Origin of the sequence: Streptomyces sp. NPDC020807 (genome assembly GCF_040641575.1) — a bacterium.
Classification (GTDB): Bacteria; Actinomycetota; Actinomycetes; order Streptomycetales; family Streptomycetaceae; genus Streptomyces.
Genome location: NZ_JBFADU010000030.1, coordinates 65,082 through 81,009 on the forward strand (window position 1 = coordinate 65,082; position 15,928 = coordinate 81,009).

General features: G+C 74.1%; 15 protein-coding genes and 1 pseudogene. 6 read left to right on the forward strand and 10 right to left on the reverse strand.

What is annotated here, in order from left to right:
* Window positions 1–36 precede the first annotated feature (36 nt).
* The 6 genes from AB0G79_RS29765 to AB0G79_RS29790 all read right to left on the reverse strand — a co-directional run bounded on the left by AB0G79_RS29765 (window position 37) and on the right by AB0G79_RS29790 (window position 4,965).
* Complete coding sequence (locus tag AB0G79_RS29765) at window positions 37–1,107, reverse strand: phosphatase PAP2 family protein (RefSeq protein ID WP_360811866.1); 1,071 nt, start codon at window positions 1,105–1,107, stop codon at window positions 37–39.
* A 127-nt stretch (window positions 1,108–1,234) separates the two neighbouring features.
* Window positions 1,235–2,092, reverse strand: coding sequence for a serine protease (locus AB0G79_RS29770; RefSeq protein ID WP_360811868.1), 858 nt, complete (start codon window positions 2,090–2,092; stop codon window positions 1,235–1,237).
* Between the two features lie 118 nt (window positions 2,093–2,210).
* Window positions 2,211–2,504, reverse strand: coding sequence for a hypothetical protein (locus tag AB0G79_RS29775; protein ID WP_360811870.1), 294 nt, complete (start codon window positions 2,502–2,504; stop codon window positions 2,211–2,213).
* Between the two features lie 117 nt (window positions 2,505–2,621).
* On the reverse strand, window positions 2,622–3,656 hold the full coding sequence (locus AB0G79_RS29780; protein ID WP_360811872.1) for a LacI family DNA-binding transcriptional regulator: 1,035 nt from the start codon (window positions 3,654–3,656) through the stop codon (window positions 2,622–2,624).
* A gap of 108 nt (window positions 3,657–3,764) precedes the next feature.
* The gene (locus AB0G79_RS29785) at window positions 3,765–4,094 is read right to left on the reverse strand and encodes a putative quinol monooxygenase (protein ID WP_360811874.1); all 330 of its coding nucleotides are present in this window, start codon (window positions 4,092–4,094) and stop codon (window positions 3,765–3,767) included.
* 46 nt (window positions 4,095–4,140) lie between these two features.
* Window positions 4,141–4,965: an IclR family transcriptional regulator C-terminal domain-containing protein gene (locus AB0G79_RS29790; RefSeq protein WP_360811875.1), complete on the reverse strand. Its 825-nt coding sequence runs from the start codon at window positions 4,963–4,965 to the stop codon at window positions 4,141–4,143.
* A gap of 150 nt (window positions 4,966–5,115) precedes the next feature.
* Here AB0G79_RS29790 and AB0G79_RS29795 point away from each other — a divergent pair, with 150 nt between their 5' ends.
* From AB0G79_RS29795 to AB0G79_RS29810, 4 genes are all read left to right on the forward strand, one after another.
* On the forward strand, window positions 5,116–6,870 hold the full coding sequence (locus AB0G79_RS29795; RefSeq protein ID WP_360811877.1) for a VanW family protein: 1,755 nt from the start codon (window positions 5,116–5,118) through the stop codon (window positions 6,868–6,870).
* A 126-nt stretch (window positions 6,871–6,996) separates the two neighbouring features.
* Window positions 6,997–8,025 (forward strand): serine hydrolase domain-containing protein, encoded by a 1,029-nt coding sequence (locus AB0G79_RS29800; protein ID WP_360811879.1) that lies wholly within the window; start codon window positions 6,997–6,999, stop codon window positions 8,023–8,025.
* Window positions 8,026–8,162: 137 nt separating this feature from the next.
* Window positions 8,163–8,804, forward strand: coding sequence for a GNAT family protein (locus AB0G79_RS29805; protein WP_360811881.1), 642 nt, complete (start codon window positions 8,163–8,165; stop codon window positions 8,802–8,804).
* Between the two features lie 116 nt (window positions 8,805–8,920).
* Window positions 8,921–10,366, forward strand: a complete 1,446-nt coding sequence (locus tag AB0G79_RS29810; RefSeq protein WP_360811883.1) for a glyceraldehyde-3-phosphate dehydrogenase — start codon at window positions 8,921–8,923, stop codon at window positions 10,364–10,366.
* 81 nt (window positions 10,367–10,447) lie between these two features.
* Here AB0G79_RS29810 and AB0G79_RS29815 read toward each other — a convergent pair whose 3' ends face one another.
* Window positions 10,448–11,671 carry a S8 family peptidase gene (locus AB0G79_RS29815; RefSeq protein WP_360811885.1) on the reverse strand — a complete coding sequence of 408 codons (1,224 nt, stop codon included), beginning with the start codon at window positions 11,669–11,671 and terminating at the stop codon, window positions 10,448–10,450.
* 270 nt (window positions 11,672–11,941) lie between these two features.
* Here AB0G79_RS29815 and AB0G79_RS29820 point away from each other — a divergent pair, with 270 nt between their 5' ends.
* Together AB0G79_RS29820 and AB0G79_RS29825 are read left to right on the forward strand one after the other, a co-directional pair.
* Window positions 11,942–12,433 carry a GreA/GreB family elongation factor gene (locus AB0G79_RS29820; RefSeq protein ID WP_360811887.1) on the forward strand — a complete coding sequence of 164 codons (492 nt, stop codon included), beginning with the start codon at window positions 11,942–11,944 and terminating at the stop codon, window positions 12,431–12,433.
* A 26-nt stretch (window positions 12,434–12,459) separates the two neighbouring features.
* Entirely contained in the window at window positions 12,460–13,284 is an 825-nt protein-coding gene (locus tag AB0G79_RS29825) for a hypothetical protein (RefSeq protein WP_360811899.1), read from the forward strand.
* A 58-nt stretch (window positions 13,285–13,342) separates the two neighbouring features.
* Here AB0G79_RS29825 and AB0G79_RS29830 read toward each other — a convergent pair whose 3' ends face one another.
* From AB0G79_RS29830 to AB0G79_RS29840, 3 genes and pseudogenes are all read right to left on the reverse strand, one after another.
* Complete coding sequence (locus AB0G79_RS29830) at window positions 13,343–14,158, reverse strand: family 1 encapsulin nanocompartment shell protein (RefSeq protein ID WP_360811889.1); 816 nt, start codon at window positions 14,156–14,158, stop codon at window positions 13,343–13,345.
* Window positions 14,155–15,201 carry a Dyp-type peroxidase gene (locus tag AB0G79_RS29835; protein ID WP_360811891.1) on the reverse strand — a complete coding sequence of 349 codons (1,047 nt, stop codon included), beginning with the start codon at window positions 15,199–15,201 and terminating at the stop codon, window positions 14,155–14,157. The genes AB0G79_RS29830 and AB0G79_RS29835 overlap by 4 nt, the downstream gene beginning before the upstream one ends.
* Before the next feature lie 186 nt (window positions 15,202–15,387).
* Window positions 15,388–15,928 (reverse strand): annotated as a pseudogene (locus tag AB0G79_RS29840) (molybdopterin molybdenumtransferase MoeA); the annotation flags it as partial.

Here is a 15,928-nt window from a genome sequence, read left to right on the forward strand (position 1 = left end):
GCTCCACGTCTTCTGCGTCTGCGAGATTGCTCGACATCAAGATATCTCGTGATCGCGGTCCGGAGTAAAGGGGCCCACGGCGTCGTCGTCGTACTGCACTCCCGCGGCCTCCACGAAGGGGCCTCCGAGGCGGTACGGGGCGGGGGCGCCGTCCACGTCGACGCGCCGGACCAGGAGCAGGAGGACCAGTCCGGCGGCGGCGGTGACGCCGGTGGCGAGGGCCTGTCCGCAGCGGTGGGCGATCCGGAGCTCCTCCGGGTCGTAGGGCGCGGCGGCGGGCAGGGAGAGGGCGTCGCCGAGGAGCCAGACGCCCGCGGCGAGCCCGGCGGCGGCGAGCGCGGCGAGCGGGACGGCCACGAGGAGGCCGAGCGCGAGGGGGCCGCGCGGGGCGGGGCGGACCTTGCCGCGGCGGGCGAGGACGGTGAGCAGCCCGCAGTACACGGCGAGGACGACGAGGACGGCGGCGATGACGTCGCCGGGGCGGTGCTCGCCCGCGGCGACGGTGTAGCCGCCGACGGTCGAGGACCAGAGGATGCCGAGGAGCAGCGCGAGGCCGCGGTGGCGGTACGGGACGAGGAGCGCGAGGCCGAGCGCGGTGCCGACGGCGAGGGTCGTCTGGGCGCTGGGGAAGCCGCTCGGGAGGAGGGCTCCGGCGGAGTCGACGAGGCGGGGGCGGGGCGCGTACCGCTGGAGGAGTCCGGTGACCGCGAGGGCGGTGACGAGGGCGCCGCCGACGGCGACGGTGAGCGCGTACCGCTTGCGCAGGAGTCCGACGGCGAGGAGCAGGAGGCAGCCGGCGACCAGCGAGAGGGTGGTGAGGCCGCCGAGCGAGGGGTGCTCGCGGAGCACGGTGGCGGCCGCGGTGTCGGCGCGTCGTCCGGTGAGGGCGGCGTCGCCCCAGCGGCGGCCGGTCGCGGTGAGCACGAGGCCCGCGTAGACGACCGTGAGGAGGAGGACGGCCGCGAGGCAGGCACGCCGGGTCCGTATCCGGACCCGGGTGCTGAAGGAGCCGGCGGCCTCGCCGGCGACGGCGGCGTACCACCAGGTGTCGCCGGCCTTCAGCGGCCTCGGGGTGCCGTCGGCGCGGAGCCTGTCGTAGGAAGCCATGACCCGATTCGAACCGATGCCCGGCTTCCTCGCCCGCTGGATGCACCCGAACGACACGCCGATGGGAGCGGGGGTGTCCGGCGTCCCCGCCCGCCGCCGGTGCGGCGTCGGCAGGCGGGGTGCGGGGTCACGGCTTGGGCAGGGCGCAGCCGGCGCGGTTGAGGTCGATCACGTTGCCGGGGCCGACGCACGGGACGAGGGTGTACGTCTGCTGGGCGTAGTTGATGCCCTGGCGGACGGTCACGGTGCCGTTCTGGTCGACCTCGCACGGGTTGTTGAGCGTGCAGCTCTGGCCGTCCTCGTTGCCCGTGTTGTTGACGGCGACGACCCGGCCGGTGACGGTGTCGATGACGGGCGAGCCGGAGGTTCCGCCGATCGTGTCGCACGCGGGGGTGTAGCGGACCGAGTCCTTCCAGGTCCACTCGCCTTCCTTCAGGCGGTACGCGAAGCCGTCGACGGAGCAGGTGTAGATGCGCTTCCAGTAGCCGGAGACCACCTTGATGGACTGGCCGGCGACCGGGTGCGCGTCGTCGAGGGTGAGCGCGTTGATCCCGTACTGGCTCTGGATCTGCGCGTAGGTCTTGGTCACCTGGTACACCGACATGTCGGTGTCGGTCATGGTGGCGTACGCGATCTTGCTCGCCCGCAGCGTCGCGGCCTTGCCGCCCGCCGAGTTGAGCAGGGTGAACGAGCGGGAGGACCGCTGGTCCTTGATGACCTGGCCGGCGGCGGGGAAGCCGGACTCCAGACAGTGGCCGTTGGAGAGCACCAGCGCGAGGTCGTTCGGCTGGGAGGCGGGCACGCGGACGAGGGAGCCGGAGCAGTTGCTGAGGGCGACGGTCCCGGCGAAGTCGACGGTGACCGCGGCCTGCGCCGCCCGGGGTGCCGGGTCCTGCGCGCCCTGCGTGCGGGCCGCGGCGGCCGGCGTCGCCGCCGCGCCCGCCAGGAGCAGGGCGAGCAGGGCGCCGGCGAAAGGCTTCTTCATGCGGAGCTTCCCCTCTGAGGGCCGTGCAACCGAAGATCCTTCGATTGTCATGGGCATTCTTAGAAGGAAGCCGCCCCCGCCGACAAGAGGGCGTACGGGAGCAATGCCCCTGAGACTCCTAGGAGTTCGACTCCGGACGCTGGGACACGACCATGAGCCCGAAGCCCCCGAGCAGGACGAGGAGACTCACGCTGCCGAGTCCGGCGTCGGCCCCCGGGTCGTCGAACAGCCCCGTGGCCACCTTCGCCGCGAACGCGGCGGCGATCACCAGCTGCGCCCAGCCGAAGAGCCTGACCCGGTGCACGTGACGGCGCTGCCAGGGCAGCACCCAGCCGGTGCGGACCGCGGCGACGCCGCCCGCGGCGAAGAGCAGGGCGAGCAGCACGCTCGGGACGGCGAGATACCAGGACACGGTCCACCCCCTCGTACGCCTCCGGCCCCTACCGGAAGGTCGCCGCGATCATGACACGACGAAGGGACCGGGAACCGGACGACGCGCGCCCCGCCGCGAGACGGTCCTGCGGGCCGCTCAGGAGGAGGCGCGCACGACCAGCTCGGTGGGAAGCATCCGGCGGGGCTGCTCGTCGGCCCCGCTCGGGGAGGCGATCTCGTCGAGCAGCAGCCGGGCCATGGTCCGGCCCATCTCCTCGATGGGCTGGCGGACGCTGGTCAGCGGCGGGTCCATGTGCCGGGCGACGGCCGAGTCGTCGACGCCGACGAGCGCGACGTCCTCGGGGACCCGGCGCCCCGCCTCGCGCAGGACCGCTCGGGCCCCGGCCGCCATGACGTCGGAGGCGGCGAAGACGGCGTCGAGGTCGGGAACGCGCTCCAGGAGCTCGCGCATGGCACGCCGTCCGCCGTCCTCGGTGAAGTCGCCGGTGGCGACGAGGGCGTCGTCGACCGGGAGTCCGGCGTCGTCGAGACCCTCGCGGTAGCCGTCGAGGCGGCAGCGGGCCACGTACATGTCGAGAGGGCCGGTGACGGTCGCGATGCGGCGGCGGCCCCGGGCGGCGAGGTGGGCGACGGCGGACCGGCCCGCGCCGGTGTTGTCCGAGTCGACGAAGGCGACGCACTCGTCCTCGCGGCGGCGGCCGTTGAGGACGGCGGGCAGCCCGAGGGCGCGGACCTGGTCGGGCAGCGGGTCCTCGTCGTGGACGGAGACGAGCAGGACGCCGTCCACGCGCTGGGCGGCGAGGTACTGCTCGAAGCGCTGGCGCTCCCGCTCGCTGCGGATCAGGGTGAGGAGCAGCTGCTTGTCGGCGTCGGCGAGCTCGGTGCTGACCCCGCGGATGATCGCGAGGAAGTACGGCTCCGCGAAGAGCCGGGCCTCGGTCTCGGGGATGACGAGGGCGATGGCGTCGGTGCGGCTGCCGGCGAGGGCGCGGGCGGCACGGTTCGGTACGTATCCGAGCTCGGCGACGGCCCGTTCGACGGCGGCCTTGGCCTGTTCGCTCACCTTCGGGGAGCCGTTGATCACCCGGGAGACGGTGCCGCGGCCGACTCCGGCCCTCAGCGCCACCTCCTCCAGGGTGGGCCTGCCGGTCTGCCGTCCGCTCGCCGCCATGTGCCGCTTCTCCCCTCTCGGGCCGCCGCCCCCGCCTGCGCGTGCCGCGAACCTATCAGGCGGGGGGCGCCCCGCCGGGGGCGTCGACGCAGGCCCTGTCCGGGGGCTTCAGCCTTCCGTCGGGGCGAGCTCCGCCATGGCTCCCCAGCCCTGCTGCGGGACCTCGACGTTGATGATCTCCGGGGTGGTGGCGATGGCTCCGGCCATCGCGGCCAGGCCGGCGGCGAAGTGGTCGGAGGCGACGTGGACGGCTCCCGCCCCGGCGTCGGCGAAGGCCTCCAGGAGGACGAAGACGTTCGGGTCGTCGACGCTGCGGGACCAGTCGAAGAAGAGGTTGCCGGGCTCCTCCCGGGTGGCACGGGTGAAGTCGGCGACGAGGTCGAGCCAGCGGTCGGCGAGCTCGGGGCGGGCGGTGAAACGGACGGCGATGAAGATCATGCGCCCACGGTGCGACGGACCGCCCCGCGGAGCCAAGGCGGGCCGGTCAGGATTCCGGCAGGGCCGGAAACTCGGGTACGGCGCGGGCGAGGGCCGCCCGCAGCTCCCCCTGGCGCCGCGCGAAGTCCGCGGTGGGCAGGGAGACGGAGAGCGCGTGGACGATGCCGTCGCCGCGCTCGGGCAGGGCGACGGCGAGGCAGGTGTACGCGAGGTCCGCCTCGCCCACCGAGACGGCGAAGCCCTGCTCGCGCACCCGGCCGACCTCGGCCTCGAAGCGCTCGGCGCTGGTGATGGTCCGCTCGGTGAAGCGGGCCATGCCGTGCTCCGCGAGGTAGCGGCGGCGCAGCGGGCGCGGGAGCGCGGCGAGGAGGGCCTTGCCGTGGGCGGTCGCGTGGGCGCGGTCCTCGGGGCCGGGGACGAAGGGGTGGGTGACGTCGGTCACCGGCGCGGTGGTGTCGACGACGGTGATGAGGCCGTCCCGGTAGGCCGTGTGGTACGCCTCCGCTCCCGTGGCCCGGCGGAGCCGGCCGAGGAGGTCGCCGGTGGCGGCGCCGAGGCCGTGGTGGCGCTGGTGGGAGCGGTGCAGGGCGGGGACGCGGGGCCCGGGGGCGTACCCCTCGGCGGTGCGGACGAGGTAGCCGCGGGCGAGCAGCGGGCCGGCGAGGTGGTAGACGGTCGAGAGCGCGCAGCCGAGGCTCCTGGCCAGCGTCTTCGCCGGGACGGGCCGGTCGGCGTCGGCGACGGCGTCGAGGACGGCGAGCGCCCGGTCGACGGACTGCGGCCCGGGGGCCGGACCGGGGCCGGGGCCGGGGCTCGGGCTCGGGCTCGGGCCGGGGCCCGGACCCGGGAGCGGGCTCGGTGTGACGGGCATCCCTCCAGGTTAGGCGCCCGCGGCGGAACCCCTCGTACCGCCTCCGTCTCACCCCGTAACACCGCAGGTCAGAACAGCTTTATGTGCATTTGACACTCTTTCGGCGTACCGTCGGGAGAATCCCCTGTCCCCCATGCCCCGGGAGAACGTGTGCCCCGCTCCAGGACGACCCCTGCCCCGACGCCCCGCGAGGGGCGCCGTCCGCGCCTCCGGACGGCGGCGATCGCGACGGGTGTGGTGGCCGTCGCCGCGGGCGGGCTGTACGTGGCGGGCCTCCTCGCCACCGGTGACGACATATCCGCCGGCACCACCGTCGGCGGCGTCGACGTGGGCGGCATGAGCCGCTCCGAGGCGGCGGCGAAACTCGCGGCCCGGGCCCCGGCCTCGTGGACCGCGCCGATCCCCGTCACCGTCGGCGACCACGCCACGACCGTCTCCCCCGCCGCCGCGGGCCTCACCGTGGACGCGGCGAGGACCGCCGAGCGGGCGGCCGACCCGTCCCGAGACCCGGTCACCGTCATCGGCCGCCTCTTCTCCTCCGGGCAGCGCGAGATCGAGCCGGTCTTCGCCTACGACGAGGCCAAGGCGAAGGCCGCGGTCGACGAGATCGCCCGGAAGAACGACCGGAAGGTCCGCGAGGGCTCCGTCGCCTTCCGCGACGGCGAGGCCGTCGCCACCAAGGCCGTGACCGGCCAGAAGCTGGACACCGCGCGGGCCGCCGAGGCCCTGCGCGCCGCCTACCCGGCCGCTTCCGGCGCCTCCGCCGTCGCCCTCCCAGTCACCCTGACCGAGCCGAAGCTCGGCAACGCCGAGGTGACGCGCTTCTTGGACGCGTACGCCAAGCCGGCCGTCTCCGGCCCGGTCACGCTGACCGCCGGTGACGAGCGACTGCGGATATCCCCCGCCACGCTCGGCGACCACCTCGCCGTGAAGGCCGAGGACGGCAGGCTGTCCGCCTCCCTGGACGCCGACGCGCTGCTCCGGGACCCCGACGTGGCCCGGCCGCTGGCCTCGGTCTCCGGCGCCCCGACGGAGGCGACCCTGGGCGTGCGGGACGGCAAGGTCGTCGTCGAGAAGGAGGGCAGGGCCGGGCAGGAGGTCACGGCGAAGGCCCTCGGCGACGCCGTGCGCCCACTGCTCACCAAGACCGGCGCCTCGGCCCGTACCGCCGCGGTCGCCACGACGGTCACCCAGCCCGAGCTGACCTCCGCCTCGCTCGCCCGCCTCGGCATCACCGAGCAGATGTCGACCTTCACCGTGAACTTCCCCAAGGCGCCCTACCGCACCACGAACATCGGCCGCGCCGCCGAGCTGATCAACGGCTCGGTCGTGCAGCCCGGCGAGGTGTGGTCCTTCAACAAGACCGTCGGCGAGCGGACCGCCGAGAACGGCTTCGTGGACGGCACGATGATCCTCGACGGCCAGTACCGCTCGGCGCCGGGCGGCGGCGTCTCGGCAATGGCCACCACCGTCTTCAACGCGATGTTCTTCGCCGGTGTCGACCCCGTCGAGTACGGCGCGCACTCCTTCTACATCGAGCGCTACCCGGCCGGCCGGGAGGCAACCGTCGCCTGGGGCAGCCTGGACCTGAAGTGGCGCAACGACTCCGGCAAGCCGATCTACATCAAGGCGGACGCGACGGACTCCTCGGTCACCGTGAGCTTCCTCGGGACGAAGAAGTACGACAGCGTCGAGGCGGTCGCCGGGCCGCGCACCAACCCGACCCAGCCGAAGAAGGCCGAGAGCACCGACAAGGCGTGCGTTCCGCAGCCGCCCCTGGAGGGCTTCGACATCACGGTGGAGCGGGTGTTCAAGAACGGCGGGACCGAAGTGAAGCGGGAGCCCTTCAAGACCCACTACACCGCGCGTGACGAGGTCACGTGCAAGACGACTCCCGAGGCGTGAGCTGACGGAAGGGTGTCTTCCCGTACCGCGCGGGCATGACATCGGGGCGGGGTCCGTCGGGGTGTGACGGGCCCCGCCCCGTCGGCGGGGTGGCGGCGGGTCGGCACGACCCGCCGGAGGCACGCCATGGCCCACGACCCTTTCACGCGGCTCCTCGACGACGGCGTCCGGTCCGGCGTGTACCCCGGCGCCGTGTGGGCCGTCGGCGACGCCCGTACGACCCTGTCCGAGGGCGCCGCGGGCCCGCTCCACCCGGCACGGCCCGGCACCCCGCCCGTGCGGCGGGACACCCTCTTCGACGTGGCCAGCCTCACCAAGATCCTCGCGGTGTGGAGCGTGGTCGGCACGCTCGTCGACGCGGGGAAGCTGGACCCCGCCGCGCCGCTCGGCTCGTACTGGCCCGAGGCCGCCGGGCGCCCCCTTGCCGGGGTGACCGCGCTCCACCTCCTCACCCACACCGCGGGCCTGCCGCTCCGCGCCAACCTGCGGCACCTGTACGGCTCCGACCCGCAGGACGTACGGGACGGGGTCCTCGCCGAACCGCTCCGCCACCGTCCCGGCGAAGCCGTGGCGTACACCGACCGGGCGGCCCTCGTCCTCGGCTACCTCGCCGAGCACCTCACCCGGCAGCCGCTCCCCCGCCTCGCCCGGGACCGGGTCTGGGACCCGCTCGGCATGACCGCCACCCGCTACGGGCCACTGCCCGCCGCGCTCCGGGAGCGCTGCGCCCCCACCGAGTACGACGAGGAGACCGGCGCGCCCCTCCAGGGGACCGTCCACGACTTCTCGGCGCGGCTCCTCGGCGGCGCCTGCGGGATCGCGGGCGTCTTCACCACCGCCGCCGACGTCGGCCTCTTCCTCCGCCACCTCCTCGAACCCCTGCCCGGGACCTTCTCGCCCGCGTGGACGGCGGCCTCGCTGCGCGTCCGCACCGGCGCGCTCGACCCGCCTCGCGGCCTGTTCTGGCACCCGGCACCCGGCACGGACCCGTCGGACGACGTCTGGGCGCACTTCGGCTTCACGGGCACGGGCCTGTGGGTCTCGCCGACCCGCGGCCGGTGGGCGGTGCTGCTCACCAACCGGCTGTACCTCACGCGCGACCCCGGTCCGCTCTCCCGCGTCCGCGACCGCTTCCGGAGTCTCGCCTTCCCCTGACGGGGCCGGGGGCCCTCCGGTGCGCCGCGACGATATCGGGGTGCGGGGAGGGCCGGGCTCTGGGAACCTGCTCACGCCCTGCCGGCCCCCGGCCGCGGGGGCCCGAGCCGACATCCCCGTACCCGGAGCGCAGAACGATGGCTTTCACCCTCGAAGGACCGGTCCTGGAGGGCGCGTTCGTGCGCCTGGAGCCGCTGGCCCCGCACCACGTCCCCGGCCTCGCCGAGGCCGCCGACGAGGACCGGGACTCGTACGGCTTCACGTGGGTCCCCCGGCGCGACGAGGTCGCCGCGTACGTCGACACGCAGCTCGCCCACGCCGCCGCCGGCAGGCTCGCGCCCTACGCGCAGGTGGACGCGGGGAGCGGCCGGGTGCTCGGCACGACGTCCTTCTGGGACCCGCGGCTGTGGCCCGACGGCGAGCGCCTGCACGCGGTCGAGATCGGGTGGACGTGGCTCGCCTCCTCGGCGCAGGGCACGGGTGTGAACGCCGAGGCGAAGTACCTGCTCCTCCGCCACGCCTTCGAGGTGTGGGGCGCCGCCCGCGTCGACCTGAGGACGGACGCGCGCAACGCGCGCTCGCGGGCGGCGATCGAGCGGGTGGGCGCGACCTTCGAGGGGGTACTGCGCAGCGGGAACGTCTCGACGGCTCCGGGAGAGGCGGGGCGGCTGCGGGACACGGCCGTCTTCTCGGTCGTCGCGGAGGAGTGGCCGGAGCGCCGGGCCGCCCTGGAGGGGCGGCTCGCCGCCAGGCGGGTACGCGGCACGGGCACGCGGTAAGGACGCGCGGGGCGGGCACGCGGTAACGATCCAGGACGTTCAGAAAGGAGCCCCTTGATGGACCAAACCGGTCGGGGGTTACCATATGAGCGCCGCCTAGCTCGAAAGATAAACTTGTGACTGTCAATGACGACTCGTTCACCAGCTGGAAGAACCGCGAGGAGATCGCGGAGTCGATGATCCCGATCATCGGGAAGCTGCACCGGGAGCAGGACGTCACCGTCCTGGTCCACAGCCGCTCCCTGGTGAACAAGTCGGTGGTCAGCATCCTGAAGACCCACCGCTTCGCCCGGCAGATCGACGGCGAGGAGCTCTCGGTCACCGAGACGCTCCCGTTCCTCCAGACGCTCACGACCCTCGACCTGGGCCCCTGCCAGATCGACATCGGCGTGCTCGCCGCGGACTACAAGACCGACACCCGCGGTCTGACCGTCGCCGAGTTCACCGCCGAGGCCGTCGCCGGCGCCACCGGTGAGAACAAGATCGAGCGCCGCGACGGACGCGACGTCGTCCTCTACGGCTTCGGCCGCATCGGCCGCCTCGTCGCCCGCCTCCTCATCGAGAAGGCCGGTTCGGGCAACGGTCTGCGTCTGCGCGCGATCGTCGTCCGCGGGGGTGGCGACCAGGACCTGGTCAAGCGCGCCTCCCTGCTGCGCCGCGACTCGATCCACGGCCAGTTCCAGGGCACGATCACGGTCGACGAGGCGAACAGCACGATCGTCGCCAACGGCAACACGATCAAGGTGATCTACGCCAACGACCCGTCCGAGGTCGACTACACGGCGTACGGCATCGACAACGCCATCCTGATCGACAACACCGGCAAGTGGCGGGACCGCGAGGGCCTCTCGAAGCACCTGCGCCCCGGCATCGACAAGGTCGTCCTGACCGCGCCCGGCAAGGGTGACGTGCCGAACATCGTGCACGGCGTCAACCACGAGACGGTCAAGCCGGACGAGCAGATCCTGTCCTGCGCCTCCTGCACCACGAACGCGATCGTCCCGCCGCTCAAGGCCATGGACGACGAGTACGGCGTGCTGCGCGGCCACGTGGAGACGGTCCACTCGTTCACGAACGACCAGAACCTCCTGGACAACTACCACAAGGCCGACCGTCGCGGCCGTTCCGCGCCGCTCAACATGGTCATCACCGAGACGGGTGCCGCCTCGGCCGTCGCGAAGGCGCTGCCGGACCTCAAGGCCCCGATCACCGGCTCCTCGATCCGCGTCCCCGTCCCGGACGTCTCGATCGCCATCCTGAGCCTGCGCCTGGGCCGCGAGACCACCCGCGACGAGGTCCTCGAGTACCTCCGTGACGTCTCGCTGCACTCGCCGCTGAAGCGCCAGATCGACTTCACCACGGCCCCCGACGCCGTCTCGATGGACTTCGTCGGCTCGCGCCACGCGTCCATCGTCGACGCCGGTGCGACCAAGGTCGACGGCGACAACGCGATCCTGTACCTGTGGTACGACAACGAGTTCGGCTACTCGTGCCAGGTCATCCGGGTCGTCCAGCACGTCTCCGGCGTGGAGTACCCGACCTTCCCGGCCCCGGCGGTCTGATCCCGGGTCCCCCCAGCACGACGGCGCGCCGCACTCCCCCGGTGAGGGGGTGCGGCGCGCCCGTGCGTTCCCGTCCCGCCGTTACGGAACGAGGCGCAGGAGGCGGTTCGGGGAGCCGCTGCCCGGGCTGGTGACCTTGTTGACGGTGGCGCCGTTGACGAGGGCGGTGGCGACCTGGGCCGGGGTGGCGGAGGTGTGCCCGGCGAGGTAGGCGGCGGCGGCGCCCGCGACGTGCGGGGTCGCCATCGACGTACCGGAGATGGTGTTCGTGGCGGTGTCGCCGGTGTTCCAGCCGGCGGTGATCGAGACGCCGGGGGCGAAGAGGTCGAGGACGGAGCCGTAGTTGGACCAGCTCGCCCTGGCGTCGGTGCTGCCCGTGGCGCCGACCGTGATGGCGGCGGCGACGCGGGCGGGGGACGTGGAGGAGGCGTTGGTGCCGGAGTTGCCGGCGGCGACGGCGTAGGTGACGCCGTCCGCGATCGAGTTCTTCACCGCGTTGTCGAGGGCGGTGGAGGCGCCGCCGCCGAGGGAGAGGTTGGCGACGGCCGGGGCGCCCGCCTGGTGGTTCGAGGTGACCCAGTCGATGCCGGCGATGACCCCGGCGGTGGTGCCGGAGCCGTTGTTGTCGAGGACGCGGACGGCGACGACCTTCGCGGCCTTGGCGACGCCGTAGGTGGAGCCCGCGATGGTGGTGGCGACGTGGGTGCCGTGGCCGTTGCCGTCCTGGGCGACCGAGTCGCCCTCGACGGCGTCGTATCCGTTGACGGCGCGTCCGCCGAACTGGGCGTGGCTGACGCGGACACCGGTGTCGATGACGTACGCGGTGACACCGGCACCGGCGCTGTCCGGGTAGGTGTACGTGCCGGAGAGCGGCAGGGCCGCCTGGTCGATGCGGTCGAGGCCCCACGGGGCGTTGGTCTGGGTGGCGTCGGCGCGGAAGACCTGGTTCTGCTCGACGGAGGCGACGGCCGGGTCGGCGGCGAGGCGGCGGGCCTCGGCGGCGCCGAGGATGGCCGTGTAGCCGTTGAGGGCGGAGCCGAAGGTCTTGCCGACGGTGCCGCCGTACCCGGCTATGAGCTGACGCCCCTTGGCGGAGGCGGCCTTGAAGCCCGCACCCTGCTTGAGGGTGACGATGTAGCTGCCGGGCACCGCGTCGGGCGAACCGGCGGCGAGGACGACGCCCTCGGCGGGGGCGGCCGGGGCGGCCTGCGCGGGGACGGCGGCGAAGGTGCCGAGCAGGGCGACGGCGGTCGCGGCGGAGACGGTCAGGGCCAAGCGAGCCGTGGGGTGCTGCGGGAGTGCCATGAGGGAGAGCCTCCTGTCGGGTGCCGCGCCCTGGATGGGCGAACCGGCGCTGCGCAGAAGCCTGTTCGCGCTACGGGCGCAGCTCAAGGGAATCGGAGGCTTGTCATGCATCTGCCATGACCCCGCAATCGAACTCCCGGCGAACCGCCAGAAACCGCCCGCTGCAGGGCGGGTGTCGGTTCATCAGGTTGCCATGAACGCTCATCGACGCCTGATAAGTTCCGACATATCATGACTTTCGCACCTGCCTCTATCTGGACGGGATCAGAGATGACCGGTGGACCCGAGCCCCTCAGCGCCGTCGCCCGCGAGGCGTTCGTCCGCGAGCGCGCGGCGCTGCGCACCGAACGGGAGGCCATCGCCGCGACGCTGGGGAACGGCGGCGACGGCGAGGTGGGCGACCGCGCCGACCAGGCCGACGAACTCCAGCGCGCGACGGAACTCGATCGCCTCGACGCCCGCATCGAGGAGATCGACGACCGGCTGCGCGAAGGAGGCGTGGCGGGGCCGCCGGGCACGGACGCGGTCGGAGTCGGGTCGACCGTGACCGTACGGTTCGAGGACGGGACGGAGACGGCCGTCCAGATCGACGACGTCGCCGAGGTCCTGGACGCCACGATGGTCACCTCGGACAGCCCCCTCGGGGCGGCGCTCCTCGGGCGCCGGGCCGGGGACACTGTCACGTACGAGACGCCCGAGGGGCGGACGACGGCGGTCGTGGTCGCGCTGGGCGCCGGGAACGGCACGGGCGAGGCGTCATAGACGGGAAATCCCTCGCCAAGAACGTCCTGGGCGAGAAGCCGTCGGACGCCCGGGAGGCCGACCGCAGGGGCGGCCCGGGCCACACGGTCCTCTTCGCGCTCGCGCTGGCCCTCCCGGTCGCGAAGGTCACGTACACCGTCGGGGGCGGTGACGCGGTCCGGGACGTCCTGGTCGGCATGGAGCCCGGCAACTGGCCGGATGTCGTCCTCGGCATGGTCATCACGGACCCCCTCCTCGGTTCGGTGCTCGGCGTCGTCGTCTCCCGTGTCGTCTTCGCCGTCTTCGCCGCGCGCGGCGCGGTCCCGGTGGGCGGCGGCCTGGTCCGGGCGTTCCGCCGGGCGGCCCTGACCGTCGCCAACCCCCTGGCCGTCGCCGTGATCGACGCGTGCTTCTTCGGCCCGTGGTGGGGTCTGGCCACGGGGCTCGCGGCGTACGCGCTCCGCCAGGGCGTGGTCGTCGAGTACCGCACGGGCCGCCGCCACTCCCACCACGACTCCGGCCGTGCCGGCGGTTCGGGCCACGGCCGCGCCTCGGGCCACGACCCCGACTACGCGCCACCCGCCTGGCTCCGCCGCGCGGCCGCCGCCGAACAGGCGGTGGCCCTGACGCTGACCGTCGTGGTCCTCCCCCTCCTGACCGTCGTCTCCGCCCTCGACGGCCAGTCGTGGACGACGATCGTCGACTGCCGGGTCACGTACGGCGCGGAGACCCGCGACGCCCGCCTGATCGAGCTGAGCCGCAAGGGGAACGGCGTCGTCGGCTGGGACCTCGACGCCGAGCAGATCTCGAACGGCCTGGGCTGCGTGAGCGAGGAGACGCGTTACGTGCGCGAGCCCTGGTGGCGCGCGTGACGGCGACGGCACCGACCGCCCCGCTCGGCGCCGCGTCGAGCGGCCGGGCGGGCCCGGCTCAGCCCTCCAGGCAGACCACGGCCTCGTCGGTGTACGTGAGGAACGTCAGCGTCTCGTGGAGGAAGAGGTCCACGGTGTCCGCGTCGTGCCCCGCGTAGCCGATCGCCAGGTCCTGCCCGAGCCTCAGTTCGAAGTCGCCGCCCCGGGTCGAGAGGACGAACCCGCCGCTCAGCGCGGGCGCCCAGAGGGGCGGGCCGTCGAGCATCCGGGCCAGGTGGGCGGCGATCGGGTAGCCGTGGTCGGAGGTCTCGCTCACCGCCCGGTACTCGTCGGCGCCGAGGAGCAGCGCGTACGGTCCCTCGACGCCGACGAGCCGCAGCTCCGTCAGCGCGCGGCTGATCGCGTCGGGGTAGTCGCGCGGTTCGGCCGGGAGCCGCAGGACGGGGTGCGAGGAGCGGTGGCGGAGGCCGTCGACGCCGGCTGCCGCGTACCCGTCGAAGATCGCGCGGTCCTCGACGTACGCCATCGTGCGCGCCGCGTCCTTGACCGGCTGCCAGTCGGAGTCCTTGGCGCCGCGCTCGACGTCGTCGACGGCGGCGCGGGAGACGGTGAACGGGACGCGCAGTTCGACGATCGGCCGCGCCTCGCGCAGCCGGGCCGAGACGCCGGGGGCGGGCGGGTCGATGAGGCCCAGGTGGCCGAGACCCACGGCGGAGAGCCCGGGTCCCGCCGGGTCGGGCACGTCGACGACGCGCCGGCCCGCGACGAGGCGGCGGAAGGTGCGGCGGGCCTCCTCCTCGATCTCCGCCCAGGCGGCGGGAGTGATCGGGGCGAGTTCGCGGTGGAGGTTGTCCGTCACGGCGGGGGAGGTCATGGGACGGGGGCTCCTTTCAGGCTGCCGATGCCCAGGGACGGCGTGGCGACCGTCTCCCGGGCGAACGCGGGCGGGGCGCCCGGGAGGTCGTCGAGCATGTCGGCGCTCGGAACGAAGAACAGGCCACCCGTGACGGCGCGGGAGAAGTCGAGGATGCGGTCCGTGGTGCCGGGCGGGTCGCCGAGGAACATGTTGCGGAGCATCCGCTCGGTGACGGCGGGGGTCCGCGCGTACCCGATGAAGTACGTCCCGAACTCGCCGCCGCCGCTGCCGGGGCCGCCTCCGCCACCTCCGCCGAGGCGTCCGAACGGCATGTTCTCGCGCACGATCCGCCGCTCGGTGCCGTCCTCGTCGACGATCGTGTTGAGCGCGACGTGCGAGTCGGCCGGCTTCACCCCGTCGGGGAGCTCCACGTTGTCCGACTTGGTCCGGCCGATGACCCGTTCCTGCTCCTCGACGCTCAGCTCCGCCCACGCGGCCATGTCGTGCAGGTACTTCTGCACGACGACGTAGCTCCCGCCCCGGAACTCCGGGTCCTCGTCCCCGATGTGCACCGCGTCGACGGCGGCGGCGCCGGTCGGGTTCTCACTGCCGTCGACGAACCCGAGCAGGTCGCGTTCGTCGAAGTACGTGAAACCGTGCACCTCGTCGACGACCGACACCGAGGGGCCCCACCGGTCGAGCACCAGCCTGGCCAGCTCGAAGCACAGGTCCATGCGCCGGGCACGCAGATGGAGGAGGACGTCGCCGGGGGTGGCGGGCGCGTGGTGCCGGGGGCCGTGCAGCGGGGTGAAGGGGTGCAGCTCCCGGGGGCGGGGCTCGCCGACGAGCCGCCCCCACGCCTCCGCGCCGATCCCGGCGATGCAGGTGAGGGCGGAGTCGGAGGAGCGGAACGCCACCGAACGGGTCAGCCCCGACAGCTCTTCGAGGCCGTCGCGGACGTCGGCCTCGGCGCCGGGGGCGACGGTGAGGACGAGGAAGAGCGCGGCGCGGGTGGGCGGTCGGACGGGCGGGGAGAGGAGGGGCTGAGGGGCGTCGGCCATGTGACTCCCGTCGGGCGGACGAATCAGCGTGTAGCGGACACATCGGACGGCGTCAGCGTATCGGCGGGGGGCCCGGACCGCCCGGCCGAGGGGGCCGGGCGGGGGGTGCCCTCGCCTCGCCCCCCCACCGCTGCCCGATACCACCTACCCCCTACCCGCCATCCGCCATCCGCCATCCGTTGTCCGCTACCCGCCGGCCACCGGCAGGAGAGCGGTCTCCCCGCCCGCCGGGGTCCCGCCCGGCGGGACGACCGCCAGGCCCTCCGCGAACGCGAGGCCTCGCAGCATCCCCGGACCGTCGAACGGGAGGGGTGCCACCCCGCCCGGCACCCGGCGGACCGGCAGCAGCCGCGTGTCCCTGCCGTGCCCCGCCAGCGCCACCGCCGCGCGCACCCGGTGCGGCACGGCCTCCGCGTGCCCGCCGAGGCGGCGCAGCAGGGGTACGGCGAGGGTGACCGCGCCCGCCACGGCCGCGAGCGGGCCGCCGGGGAGGCCCACGAGCAGGCGGCGCCGTCCGTCCACCGTCGGCGGCAGCACGGCGAGCAGCGCGGCGCCCCCGGGCCGGACGGCGACGGAGTCGACCAGGATCCGGCCGCCGAGCGCCGCCACCGCGGCGCGCAGGCGTTCCGGCCGTGCGGCGGCCGTGACGACGACGTCGCCGGTGGAGTCGCCGACGGCGTCCCACCGCACCGCACCGGGGGCGACCGCGCCGCGCCGGCGCACGGCC

Coding starts and splice junctions, on each gene's coding strand:
- AB0G79_RS29765 (WP_360811866.1), bottom strand. CDS start 1,107: ATGGCTTCCTACGACAGGCTCCGCGCCGACGGCACCCCGAGGCCGCTG.
- AB0G79_RS29770 (WP_360811868.1), bottom strand. CDS start 2,092: ATGAAGAAGCCTTTCGCCGGCGCCCTGCTCGCCCTGCTCCTGGCGGGC.
- AB0G79_RS29780 (WP_360811872.1), bottom strand. CDS start 3,656: ATGGCGGCGAGCGGACGGCAGACCGGCAGGCCCACCCTGGAGGAGGTG.
- AB0G79_RS29785 (WP_360811874.1), bottom strand. CDS start 4,094: ATGATCTTCATCGCCGTCCGTTTCACCGCCCGCCCCGAGCTCGCCGAC.
- AB0G79_RS29790 (WP_360811875.1), bottom strand. CDS start 4,965: ATGCCCGTCACACCGAGCCCGCTCCCGGGTCCGGGCCCCGGCCCGAGC.
- AB0G79_RS29800 (WP_360811879.1), top strand. CDS start 6,997: ATGGCCCACGACCCTTTCACGCGGCTCCTCGACGACGGCGTCCGGTCC.
- AB0G79_RS29805 (WP_360811881.1), top strand. CDS start 8,163: ATGGCTTTCACCCTCGAAGGACCGGTCCTGGAGGGCGCGTTCGTGCGC.
- AB0G79_RS29815 (WP_360811885.1), bottom strand. CDS start 11,671: ATGGCACTCCCGCAGCACCCCACGGCTCGCTTGGCCCTGACCGTCTCC.
- AB0G79_RS29820 (WP_360811887.1), top strand. CDS start 11,942: ATGACCGGTGGACCCGAGCCCCTCAGCGCCGTCGCCCGCGAGGCGTTC.
- AB0G79_RS29830 (WP_360811889.1), bottom strand. CDS start 14,158: ATGACCTCCCCCGCCGTGACGGACAACCTCCACCGCGAACTCGCCCCG.
- AB0G79_RS29835 (WP_360811891.1), bottom strand. CDS start 15,201: ATGGCCGACGCCCCTCAGCCCCTCCTCTCCCCGCCCGTCCGACCGCCC.